Consider the following 12,191-nt stretch of genomic DNA (forward strand, 5'->3'; position numbering starts at 1 on the left):
TTTATAATGTCCGTCGGATGAAACCGTCTGCATCTGCTAATTTTTCTGTGGCTGTCGCAAAGTCCGTTTTGGTTAAAATCATGACGATTGCTGTTTTCACGTGTTGGTTTGCTAATTCGTAATAGTTTGCTGCTGTATCGTAATCGCATTCTGTCGCTTCCATGATGATACGTTTCGAACGTTCTACCAGTTTTTCGTTGGTAGGCATCACATCGACCATCAAATTTTTGTAGACTTTTCCGATACCAATCATAGAAATCGTGGAAATCATGTTTAGTACGAGTTTCTGCGCTGTACCCGCTTTCAAACGTGTGGAACCAGTAAGAATTTCAGGACCACAATCCACTTCAATCGCTGTATCTGCATGTGCGGAGATTGCTGCACCTGTGTTACAAGATAGCGCACCTGTTTTGGCACCAATTTGTTTGGCATAATCTAACGCACCGATAACATAAGGCGTACGACCACTTGCCGCAATACCTAATACATAATCATCTGCTGTTAGCGCAATACCCTCTAAGTCTTCTTTACCCAAAATCACCGAGTCTTCAGCACCTTCTATCGCTTGTAAAAATGCTTTCTCGCCGCCTGCTATTAAACCAACAACCATTGTCGCCGGAACTCCAAACGTCGGAACACATTCTGCGGCATCCAGTACACCAAGACGGCCACTTGTTCCAGCGCCGACATAAACCAATCGACCACCTTTTTTAAAACTTGTAATCACATCTTTGATAACGGTTTCAATTGACGCAAGATTTGCAGCAATCGCACCTGTCACTTTTGCATCTTCATCATTCATTATTTGTAACGCTTCTTTCACTGATAGCGTATCTAAAGATGCTGTTTTTTCATTTCGTTTTTCCGTAGATAAATTCTCTAACATTGTAAGAACACCTCTTTCATGATTTTATTGTACCTCATTCGGAATTAAATTTCAATATTTATTTTCATATTTTGAAATAAAGTTTCATTTTTGTGTCAAAAAAAACAGCCTAACATTAGTTGCTAAGCCATTCATTATTTGTTAATTCTTTTACTTTAATATGTTTTTTAAAATTCTTTGCTAGTTTTTTATTATAATTCGTGTTTTGATCCGTCCAGTCTGTGCCGCGTTGTGTCGGCCAGCCTGATGTGTTCGCAATATAGGTTAGCATTTGGATTCCTTCTAAGCCTTTTCCTTGTGCGCGTTCGTAAGCTCTCGTCATGTTTGTAATTGCAACTTCAATATTTTTGGTTGGATCTAATAGGTCGTCATCATTCCATTCTTCTGGAGCTAAACCGCCACGATGAAGTTGAAATAAGCCAAACGAGCTACCATGGTCACCGATTGTTTTAGGATCAAAGCCGCTTTCTGTTTCTGCTATAGAAAGTGGAATCCACGCCGGAATATCATGTTTTTTTGCTGTTTCGGTAATCATCGTCATCATTTCAGCGCGTTCCTGATGTACTTGATAAAAGTGAAACACGAGCGCGCAACTAGCCAGTACACCCAGTATAAAAATAAATGTCTCTCTTTTCATAACCTTAACCTCTCAAATAATAAGATAATAAATTTGCAGCTTGCATTGTCTCCTCTGGCTTCCATATCCATATCATTAGCGCAATAGCGACAAGTACCACAAGTGCTATGCTCGTTATAATGTTTTTTGTTTTCATACTTGCTTCCCCTCTCCTAAATCAAGCTATATCAAAAATAAGATAAAATGTAATCCAGTCATCTTGTAATGTGGCGCCAAAGTCATATTTATGTTGCTCCATCACAGCCTGAACAATCGCAAGGCCTAGCCCTGTTCCAGAAAAATTCTTATTGCGCGATGCTTCGCGTACGTAAAACGGCTTCCAAAGATGTTCTAAAACAGCCGAATCACGGATGGTTGTCTTATTTTGAATCAGAAAGTAAAGTTTACCGTCTTGCGCATGCCATTCTATTTTCATTTGCTTTGTAACACCATATTTCATCGCGTTTGTCAGTAAATTATTGAACACCATTTCCATTTTCACACGATCCGCTAAAATCGTGATTTTTGGGTCTGCTTCTGATTTTATTCGCACATCGACATCCATCATGTCTTGATAATTCGCTAGTAAGCCGTCAAATAACGCTCGAACCTCTATCTTTTCTATATTTAATGGGTCTGCTTCCATTTTAGAGAACCGTAGTAGCTCCTCAATAATTAGACCAATTTGATCCGTCTGCTTCACAATCGTTTTCATATATGTTCCGTCGTCCAAACCGTCCTCAATACCCATACTATAAGCCTTAATTAAAGCAAGCGGCGTCTTCAATTCATGCGTTAAATCCGCCATGAAATACTTCAAATCTTTATTCCGTCGCAGCAACTCATGATGCGCTGTTTTCAAATCATCACTCATCACATTAATACTTGTCGCCAAGTCCTCTAGTTCGTCCTTTGTATTGATTGCCACTTTTTCAAAATTTAATTTCGAAATATGATCTGCAACAATCCGAAGTTCCTCCAGCGGTTTCGTTATTTTTTGAGAGAAGAAAACCGTGAGCGCGACAACTAAAATCGTACCGAACAGCATGATCATAAAGTTGAATTCATTAATAATTTTCGCCGTTTCATTGTAATCTGCGATCGAAACTCCCGCCAAAACAAGTAAGCCATCTTTCTCATTCAGGCTCACAAGAAAACTCGATTTCTGTTTCCCTTGATCATACAATTTATTCACAATAGCTCCGTTTTTCAGCTGATTTACTGTCTCATCAGTTACCCAGAAACGGTTCAGTGCGATTTGCTTACGTGACAATGCCAGCCCCAACATTTCATTGAGATTTTCCACACTCGTACTAAGCGGCTCTGAAACAATTGTCACATCATACTTCTTCTCCAACTGCGTCATATCGGTCTCAATCTTTCGCTTATCCCAGCGCTCTACTGCTTTCATCGCCTGTGTTACCCGCTGATTCATCTCATGAAAATAATATTTCGGCAAGAAAAATTGGTTCAAAAGGATTGATAACACAAAGACACCAATCACAACGGCAGAAATTCGCCATGTAAGCTTCCTGCCAAGTCTACTCATCCGAAGCCTCGAGACTATATCCCATTCCACGATGTGTTTTAATCAGTGAACCGCCTATTTTTTCACGGAGTCTGCGAATGTGTGTGTCAATGGTCCGTTCCTCGCCTTCATAATCAATACCCCAAACAAGATCTAATAGCTGTGTTCGATTTAAAATCCCGCCTTTATTTTGGCATAAGACGCGCATCAATCCATATTCGGTTTTCGTTGCGTTTAAATCACTGCCATCTTTGTATAGTTTTTTGGCGTATGTATCGATCGTGATATCCGCTATTTGAATTACATTATGAAATCCAGTTAGATTCTTGGCACGCGCTAGTAACGCTTTTGGAAAAAAAGGTTTCTTCACATAATCATCGGCTCCCGCCTCCAATGCGAAATATTCATCCTCTCCTTCACTTCTAGCTGTCAACATCATTACTTTCAATCCGCTAGTCGCCTTCATTTCCTTACAAACTTCGATACCATTAATACCTGGCATCATCCAATCAAGTACCGCTAAATCTAGTTTTTCTTCGTAAAATATCGTTAATGCTTCCTCGCCAGTTTCTGCTTGAAAGACAGTAAAACCTTCTTTTTCAAAATACGCACATACTATCCTTAACATATCTTTTTGATCATCGGCAATAAGTACATTCATGTTCATCACCCTAATATATCTTTTTTATTATCATATCATATATTTGTAACGCCAAATTGACAAAAAGGAAACCTTTAAGAATTCTTTAAAAATCAAAAAACCACTTCATCCCATCAAGGCGAAAAAGTGGTTCGGTATGCTACTTAGTTAGCAACAATATTGACTAGTTTCCCTGGCACAGCAATGACTTTGCGTACTGTTTTGCCAGTGATTTCTTCTTTGATTTTATCATTATTACGTGCTAGTTCTTCCAAAGCTTCACGGCTTAGGTCTTTAGCAACTGTGACTTTCGCTCTTACTTTGCCGTTTACTTGCAAGACGATTTCTACTTCATCTTCGACTAGTTTTGACTCGTCAAATGTTGGCCACGCTTCATACGTAATTGTTTCCGTATGGCCTAGACGGTGCCAAAGTTCTTCGGCCAAGTGAGGCGCAATTGGTGAGAGCAGTTGTGCGAATCCTTCTGCGTAAGATTTCGGCACGGTAGTCGCTTTGTAGGAGTCATTAATAAAAATCATCAATTGCGAAATACCTGTATTGAAACGCAGGTTTTCGTAGTGTTCGGTAACCATTTTAACCATTTGGTGATAAGATTTCTCAAGATTAACATTGGCTTCTGGCGTTATTTTCGCGTTAATTTCACCTGTTTCTTCTTCAATGAACAAACGCCAAACTCGGTCCAAGAATTTACGCGCGCCTTCTAAACCACTCGCATTCCATGGAATCGAAGCTTCCAGAGGTCCCATGAACATTTCGTAAAGGCGTAGCGTGTCAGCACCGTATTGTTCGACAACATCATCCGGATTGACAACATTGCCGCGAGATTTACTCATTTTTTCATTGTTTCCACCCAAAATCATCCCTTGGTTAAACAGTTTTTGGAATGGTTCTTTTGTTGGAACAACACCGATATCGTAGAGGAATTTATGCCAGAAACGAGCGTAAAGCAAGTGCAATACAGCATGCTCAGCACCGCCAATATATACATCGACTGGAAGCCATTTTTCAAGTTTTGCTTTATCGGCAAGTTCTTCTGTGTTTTCAGGATCGATATAACGCAAGAAGTACCAGCTTGAGCCAGCCCATTGTGGCATCGTATTTGTTTCGCGCATGCCTTTGCGGCCATTTGCATCCGTCACATTCACCCAATCCGTTAGGTTAGCAAGTGGCGATTCACCAGTTCCAGACGGCTTAATTTCCGTTGCTTTCGGAAGCAACAGTGGCAATTCTGATTCTGGAATCGTCGTTGTTTCGCCATCTTCCCAATGAATAATAGGAATAGGCTCACCCCAATAGCGTTGGCGACTGAATAACCAGTCACGCAAACGGAAACTGATTTTACGCGTACCAGCGCCGTTTTCTTCCAACCAAGTAATCATTTTGGTGATCGCATCGTCTTTATTTAGTCCATCCAAAAATGCAGAATTGATATGGTCGCCATCGCCAGTATAGGCTGCTTCTTCCACGTTTCCACCAGCAAGTACCGCTTTAATTGGCAAACCGAACTGTTTCGCAAAATCGTAATCGCGCTCATCATGTGCAGGTACCGCCATAATCGCACCAGTTCCGTATTGAATCAATACATAATCAGCAATCCAAATCGGCATTTCTTCTCCGTTTGCTGGATTAATCGCATAAGCGCCCGTAAATACGCCCGTCTTATCTTTCGCAAGGTCTGTACGTTCTAGTTCGCTTTTAAGCTCAACTTGTTTCTGGTACGCTGCAACCGCTTCTTTTTGATCTGCCGTCACGATTTTATCCACCAAATCATGCTCTGGTGCAAGCACTGCATACGTTGCTCCAAAAAGCGTATCCGGGCGCGTCGTAAACACCGTAAATTCCGCATCGCTATCCTTCACTTGGAAAGACACTTCCGCACCTTCCGAACGTCCAATCCAGTTGCGTTGCATATCTTTAATATTCTCCGGCCAGTCTACCAAATCCAAATCATCCAACAAACGATCCGCGTACGCCGTAATTTTCAACATCCATTGACGCATTGGCTTACGGAAAACCGGGAAGCCTCCACGTTCACTTTTGCCGTCGATAACTTCCTCATTCGCAAGCACCGTTCCAAGCGCAGGACACCAGTTCACCGCAACTTCAGCCTCGTACGCCAAGCCTTTTTCGTATAGTTTTGTAAAAATCCATTGTGTCCATTTATAATAGCTAGGGTCAGTCGTATTAATCTCACGATCCCAGTCATATGAGAAACCTAGCGCCTTAATTTGGCGAGTAAAGTTCGCAATATTATGCGCCGTAAATTCAGCTGGATCATTTCCTGTATCAATCGCATATTGCTCAGCAGGCAAACCAAATGCATCCCAACCAATCGGGTGAAGCACGTTATAGCCTTGCATCCGCTTCATACGAGACAAAATATCTGTCGCCGTGTAGCCTTCCGGATGTCCTACATGTAGACCAGCTCCCGATGGATAAGGAAACATATCGAGTGCATAAAAATTCGCTTTATCCGCGTCTTCCGTTGTTTTAAAAGTCTTCTCAGATTCCCATTTCTTCTGCCATCTCGGCTCCAACTCTTTGTGATTAAACGTCATTTTCCAAAACTCCCTTTCGTATCGTGCTATGGGCGTAAACAAAAAAATCCCATAGCAAAAAAATGCCATGGGACGAGAGTATCCAGCTCCCGCGGTACCACCCAAATTAGTGTGTCCACTCAACTCAATATCTTTAACGCAGATAATACGGCGGTCTAAAACCACATCTATGCTCCAAGGCAAGTTCATGCGCCAACGTGTGTGACTTGCAGCAACCGTCACCTCTCTATACACGAATCTATCGCACTACTACTCCTCTTCTTCGCGAATCAATAGCTCTATTGTAGCCTATAAGAAACGCTTTGACAACCTTTTAAATAGGCGCTTTATCAAGTGAAGTCAACCAGATCATCTCTACTTTATCATTCCAAAAACCAAAACGTAATTCAATATTATTATCCTTATCTTCATAAACAAGCTCCTGCTCATATCGATCTGATTTCGTCAAATCACGATACGATGACCCATAAGCTTTCGTTACCTGATTTACAGAATCGCCAAAACCAATGCCGCGACCCGTTTTTAAATTATCGCTTGCATACTCGATATGAATAACTCGATTCTTATCCGCATCTTCTATCGACACCCAATACGACGCTTTTTTTTCCTTTTTTTAGGAACTAAAACCTTCATCTGTTTCGCAAGTGACTTATCCGTCACAGGCTTTGAAGTAAAATCTTTTTTCTGCGTACTTTCATCCAGTACCTGATTTACTTTCGTTCCTTCTACCGATTCCGAAGAAAGGTCCGTGGACGCAACTTGCTTATGAATCTCATAATAAGGGCTCCCAGTCACAAAGAATGTCTGTCTAAAAAACACTACCATTAGCCCCGCCAGCAAAACAAGCGCCGCGACACCAAGCCAATGTTTCTTCATATTAAATTTCCCGTAAAAAGCAGTGGCAACCATCAAACAAAGAATCGCCAAAACCAGATATAAAATTATCATTCTCCCACTTCTTTCACATTTCCCAAAGTCTTCTTAAAAAATAGCATAGTTATGCGAATAAAGCAACGAAAATAAGCCGTATTATGAACGTTTATACTTCATCAAAGGATAAAGTAAGAAGCCTAACAAAAATAAGCCAATACTTAGCACAAAAACATGCCAATCTTCCGTCCCACTTTTTATAATCCAACACGCATACGTCAGCGCTAGTGCGGCGATGAAACCGTCAAACCATCGTTTCGCAACTGAATTCGTCTCATACGTTGCGCCAGTAAGCGTTAGCTTCAATTGGAAAAGCGGTGAAATGAAATACTGCACGAGAAACGCAAGCGTTGATACTTTCACGACGAAATCATAAGCCGCCGCAATATTTCCCGACAATGTCGACAAAATAAATAACTGTGATGCACAACATGTCAAAACCAACACAAGAACAGGTGTCCCATTCTTATTCACCTTCGCCAGAAACGGCAAGAAAAGCCCATTTTTTGCTGCTTGATATGGTGCTTCTGAACTCATCATAATCCAACCAATTGCCGAACCAAATAAGCAAACAAGCGCAAGTAACGCCATCACAGCTGAACCACCACTCCCCGTCACAACATTCAACGCATCAGCAAGCGGACTCGCCGAATGTAGCAACTTCGACTTAGGAATAAGCCCCAGAGCCAAAATTGTAATCGTCGTATACAAGCAAACCGAGATAATAAGTCCTGAAATCGTAGCCGCCCGAACTGTTTTTCCAGATTTTGCGCGCCCAGCAAACATCATCGCCGATTCAATCCCAATAAATGCCCATAATGTTACAATCGCCGCACTATTCACTTGTGACAGCAAGCCGTGCTCTAAACCGCTCGTGTCCACAACTGGGTGATACCATTCCCCCATCACCGACGACTGAAAAGCAAATAAACCGACAACGATAAACAGAAAGAATCCGATAATTTTTGCGGCAGTAGCAACGAAATTAATCCGTCCAGCACTACCAACACCTTGAATAATAATCAAACAAACGCCCCAAAGTAGCAACGAACAAATAATAAATGTCAACAATTGCCCAAGCCCAAGCGTATAAGACCCCAACGAAAACACAATTTGTTTACTATTTAAAACAGGGAAAAATACCGATAAATAGCCCGCAAACGACGTAATAATTGAAACATTTCCCGCCCAATTCGCGACCCAATAACTCCAAACCGCGATAAATCCCGCAAGTCGTTTCCATTTTGGGTTACGAAATAATTCGAATGCATGGCTTTGCGCACCACTCGTCAGGTCTGGTCGTCGCACAGCCAAATTCCCGAATACAAGAGCAATCATTAGCACCCCTGTTCCCGTTAAAATCCACGCTAACGTAATCCCAAGTGGGCTTGCCACTGCAGCCATTTGTCGTGGTAACATGAAAATCCCCGATCCAATCATATTCCCTACAACGAGGGATGTTAATACAAGATAGCCCATTTTCTTATTTGTTTTACTCATCACTTCTGCCTCCAAAATAAGTTTAACACATTACCAAACTAAAGTATTTTTATATCATAGCACAACGAATCCATCACCGCAAGCCCGAAAAAATGTGATAAAATAGCAAGGATGATACTTTTTTATAATTGAAGGAGATTGACAAACAATGAACCCATTTCCATATTCCAATGACAATAAACGTTACCACACATGGAACTACTGCCTGCGCGAGCACTTTGGTTATAAAGTGTTTAAAGTGGCGCTAGATGGTGGCTTTGACTGCCCGAACCGTGATGGCACTGCAGCACACGGGGGGTGTACTTTTTGCAGTGTAGCGGGTTCTGGTGATTTCGCTGGGGACCGTGTGGATGATTTGCAAACCCAGTTTCACACGATTAAAGAAAAAATGCATACGAAATGGAAAGATGGCAAATACATGGCTTATTTCCAAGCATTTACGAATACGCATGCCCCTGTCGCTGAACTTCGCGAGAAATATGAATCTGTGTTAAGTGAACCAGGTGTTGTCGGCTTATCAATTGCCACACGTCCGGACTGCCTGCCAGACGACGTTGTAGACTATCTGGCCGAGCTAAACGATCGGATTTATTTGTGGGTCGAATTAGGACTTCAGAGCGCGCACAACGAGACAGGCGTTTTGATTAACCGAGCACATGATTATGACTGCTATGTCGAAGGTGTCGCAAAACTACACGCCCGTGGCATTCGCGTCTGCACACATATCATTAACGGCTTGCCTCGAGAAACACCAGAAATGATGATGCAAACCGTGCAAAAAGTAGTGGAAAGCGGCGTGGCGGGAATTAAGATTCATCTATTGCATTTATTAAAAGGTACGCCAATGGTGCAACAATATCAAAACGGCGAACTGAAATTTCTAACAAAAGACGACTATGTGAGCCTTGTTTGCGATCAACTTGAGATTTTGCCACCTGAAATGGTGATTCACCGCATTACAGGAGATGGTGCCATCGATGACTTAATCGGACCAATTTGGAGCCTAAATAAATGGGAAGTTCTCAATTCCATCGATGCCGAACTCGTGCGCCGAGATAGTTGGCAAGGTAAGTTTTATAGCACAGCAAAAGTCGGTGGCCACATATGAACTTAAAAGCGATTTTACCTTTTAGCCATGATTTATTAACACGAATTGTCATGCCTGGCGATACGGTCGTTGATGCAACCGTCGGAAATGGCCATGACACAGCTTTTCTTGCAGAACTAGTCGGCGTCAACGGACATGTTTACGGCTTTGATATTCAACAGAAAGCGATAGAAACAAACTACACACAATCTCACTGAAAAAAAGCTACAGCAACAAGTCACGCTTTTTCAAGAGTCACATGCCAACATAGCAAATAAAGTAGGCTCCCAGACCATCAAGGCAGCTATTTTCAATCTCGGCTACTTGCTGGAGGCGACAAAACAATTACCACACTTGCCGATTCGACCATCGAAGCCATCACAGCAACGCTATCTCTGCTTTCCGTCGGAGGAATTGTCATATTAGTCATCTACCACGGTCATCCAGAAGGACAAGCCGAAAAAAATGCGGTCTTAGCGTACACCGAACTACTTCCACAAAATCAATTCCATGTATTACAATATCGTTTTACCAACCAACGCAATAACCCACCGTTCGTCATCGCAATCGAAAAACGTACACAAAAACCAGCTCGCGTTCATTAACGAAACTGGTTTTTGTGTTATTCATTTTGTTAAGGTAATCAGTCTCGCTAAAAAATCGTGATAAAAATCGGCTGTATAATGTACGTAAAAAGAACCCCAAGGATGTTCGGCGTTTAGTGTGTAAGCGTCTTTGCTCATATCTAACACACGAACTGGAAAATTTTCTTCTACATAATTATCCAGTTCATCCCACAGTGTATTCAACATTTCCGTATCCACCGTTGGATACTTGCGACTTTCTCGCCAAGCATTAAGCGAGCTACCATCTGCAAAAACATCGACAAACCGTGCTTTTACAAGAATAACCTGACACGACGGTGCAACTTTTTTCACATGGTCAAAAAACCGGCGCACATGCACTTTCCAAACCGCTAAATAGCGTTCAAACTCCCCATCCAAAGTTAGCCTGCCTGCCTGATTAGAAACAGGAGGAAATGTAGCAAACTTTGGATTATACGTAAAATATCCATTTGCGGTTTCCACAACCCCTAAATAAATATCCGCATACAAGTCTAGCAACAAATATTCCGGCTGGCGCTCGTGTAGCTGCGATAGAAATTCTTTTGTATGCTCTGTACAATAGTGCCAACTCGTAAAAGCGTTCATCTGGTCCATAGCTACGTCTTCTGGTATGGATAAAACAGGAGACATCAAACTCAGCATACTACATTGATGCTGATGCAAAACACATTCAAAATCCTCCTTATACGTTGGATTAAACAATGTATTAAAATTATCTCGTGTCATACAGGAACCTACAATTGCGATTTTTGTAAGTGTAATCTTACTCGTCTCCTTTACTCCGTCAATGCGGCTATTTGATCTACCGTGTTAATGAGATTCTTCGATGTAAGCAATAATTCGTTGATACATGTTGTCTGCTCAATAATTGTATTCCTCGAAATATCCGCATGTTTGTGCACAGCAGAATCAAACACATTACGAATCTCGATAGAATCAGACGGAATTTGCGTATATAAATTATAATTAAAAGAAATGAGTGGACAACCAAAAATAATTCTTCGACGCGTCGTTTCTTGATTTGCTAGCCGTTTCAAATCATTCAAAAGACTCTTTTTACGGAAATCTCGCAAGAAATGGAGATCGTTCTCTTGGTTGTACTGCTCTGTACTAATAATCGGATCTACTGTTACCGAATTATAATCACCTAGCATGCTGTGATACAATGCCCCAGTTCCTCCTTTAGAACCACCATACAAAACGACATCATCTGAATCGACATGATTCGATTCCACGACAAAACGAATCGCGCCTTGAATATCATCCTCCATATTCGTATAGTTAAACGTATTCACATAATGACTACCATACGATAAATTCAAGTCCATAATTCGCATCACCAGCGTATTCTTCACTAAATGCTTTTGAATACTCGGAAATGATGGTGTAAAACAACGGTGCGCTATATTCGCACTATGATACTCATCCTTCCCTGGCATTGGCGAAAAGATAACAACTAACCGTTTTGGTGCAAGCTTATTCTCTTTCTCAGCAGGAACAGCATGTAACGAATAAAATAAATCGCCATACTGAATTAAATCTTTTCTTTGCCAAATCGAGTGCACATCTTGGCGACGAATAAAATAAGAAGACTGCCCAACATGCATGTAAAGTACATAATCATGTGCCAAAATTTCTTTATACATGTCCAAAATAGGCTGTGTTTCTCGTGCTAACTCCAAAATATTCTTATTGGAGAATGTTTTAACAACCACTTTCATTTTTTCAAAGCCACATTGAAATTTATAAATATCTGTAAATTCGATGTCATTATTTGTTGCCAAATCTCTTCACAACCT

Annotated in this window: 11 protein-coding genes, 1 pseudogene and 1 other annotated feature; of the genes and pseudogenes, 2 read left to right on the forward strand and 10 right to left on the reverse strand. The window is 41.3% G+C overall.

Going from position 1 to position 12,191, the window contains the following annotated elements; genetic code table 11:
* Position 1 precedes the first annotated feature (1 nt).
* The 8 genes from murQ to PRIP_RS12100 all read right to left on the reverse strand — a co-directional run bounded on the left by murQ (position 2) and on the right by PRIP_RS12100 (position 8,679).
* Positions 2–886 carry an N-acetylmuramic acid 6-phosphate etherase gene (murQ, locus tag PRIP_RS12065; RefSeq protein ID WP_036101381.1) on the reverse strand — a complete coding sequence of 295 codons (885 nt, stop codon included), beginning with the start codon at positions 884–886 and terminating at the stop codon, positions 2–4.
* A 115-nt stretch (positions 887–1,001) separates the two neighbouring features.
* On the reverse strand, positions 1,002–1,523 hold the full coding sequence (locus tag PRIP_RS12070) for a transglycosylase SLT domain-containing protein (RefSeq protein ID WP_036101382.1): 522 nt from the start codon (positions 1,521–1,523) through the stop codon (positions 1,002–1,004).
* A 157-nt stretch (positions 1,524–1,680) separates the two neighbouring features.
* The gene (locus PRIP_RS12075; protein WP_036101383.1) at positions 1,681–3,051 is read right to left on the reverse strand and encodes a sensor histidine kinase; all 1,371 of its coding nucleotides are present in this window, start codon (positions 3,049–3,051) and stop codon (positions 1,681–1,683) included.
* Positions 3,044–3,691: a response regulator transcription factor gene (locus PRIP_RS12080; protein WP_036101384.1), complete on the reverse strand. Its 648-nt coding sequence runs from the start codon at positions 3,689–3,691 to the stop codon at positions 3,044–3,046. The genes PRIP_RS12075 and PRIP_RS12080 overlap by 8 nt, the downstream gene beginning before the upstream one ends.
* 143 nt (positions 3,692–3,834) lie before the next feature.
* The gene (leuS, locus tag PRIP_RS12085) at positions 3,835–6,249 is read right to left on the reverse strand and encodes a leucine--tRNA ligase (RefSeq protein WP_036101385.1); all 2,415 of its coding nucleotides are present in this window, start codon (positions 6,247–6,249) and stop codon (positions 3,835–3,837) included.
* 65 nt (positions 6,250–6,314) lie between these two features.
* Positions 6,315–6,521 (reverse strand) — a binding site (T-box leader).
* 41 nt (positions 6,522–6,562) lie between these two features.
* A complete protein-coding gene (locus PRIP_RS12090) occupies positions 6,563–6,835 on the reverse strand; it encodes a hypothetical protein (RefSeq protein WP_036101386.1) in 273 nt (90 codons plus the stop codon).
* Entirely contained in the window at positions 6,826–7,197 is a 372-nt protein-coding gene (locus PRIP_RS12095) for a hypothetical protein (protein WP_036101387.1), read from the reverse strand. Before PRIP_RS12095 ends, PRIP_RS12090 begins: the two co-directional genes overlap by 10 nt.
* Before the next feature lie 81 nt (positions 7,198–7,278).
* Positions 7,279–8,679, reverse strand: coding sequence for an amino acid permease (locus PRIP_RS12100; RefSeq protein ID WP_036101388.1), 1,401 nt, complete (start codon positions 8,677–8,679; stop codon positions 7,279–7,281).
* A 148-nt stretch (positions 8,680–8,827) separates the two neighbouring features.
* Between PRIP_RS12100 and mnmL the strand changes: the two genes are divergently transcribed.
* Together mnmL and mnmM are read left to right on the forward strand one after the other, a co-directional pair.
* The gene (gene mnmL / locus PRIP_RS12105) at positions 8,828–9,787 is read left to right on the forward strand and encodes a tRNA modification radical SAM protein MnmL/YtqA (protein ID WP_036101389.1); all 960 of its coding nucleotides are present in this window, start codon (positions 8,828–8,830) and stop codon (positions 9,785–9,787) included.
* Positions 9,784–10,371 (forward strand): annotated as a pseudogene (gene mnmM / locus PRIP_RS12110) (tRNA 5-(aminomethyl)-2-thiouridylate-methyltransferase MnmM). Before mnmL ends, mnmM begins: the two are co-directional and overlap by 4 nt.
* A 21-nt stretch (positions 10,372–10,392) precedes the next feature.
* On the opposite strand, the gene PRIP_RS12115 reads toward mnmM, so the two are convergent.
* Both PRIP_RS12115 and PRIP_RS12120 read right to left on the reverse strand, forming a co-directional pair.
* Positions 10,393–11,181 carry a DUF6270 domain-containing protein gene (locus PRIP_RS12115; protein ID WP_338151594.1) on the reverse strand — a complete coding sequence of 263 codons (789 nt, stop codon included), beginning with the start codon at positions 11,179–11,181 and terminating at the stop codon, positions 10,393–10,395.
* On the reverse strand, positions 11,169–12,176 hold the full coding sequence (locus PRIP_RS12120) for an XcbB/CpsF family capsular polysaccharide biosynthesis protein (RefSeq protein ID WP_241434166.1): 1,008 nt from the start codon (positions 12,174–12,176) through the stop codon (positions 11,169–11,171). The genes PRIP_RS12115 and PRIP_RS12120 overlap by 13 nt, the downstream gene beginning before the upstream one ends.
* Between the last annotated feature and the right edge of the window lie 15 nt (positions 12,177–12,191).

The sequence above is a fragment of the Paenilisteria riparia FSL S10-1204 genome, from assembly GCF_000525995.1.
In the GTDB taxonomy this organism is placed as follows: domain Bacteria; phylum Bacillota; class Bacilli; order Lactobacillales; family Listeriaceae; genus Listeria_A; species Listeria_A riparia.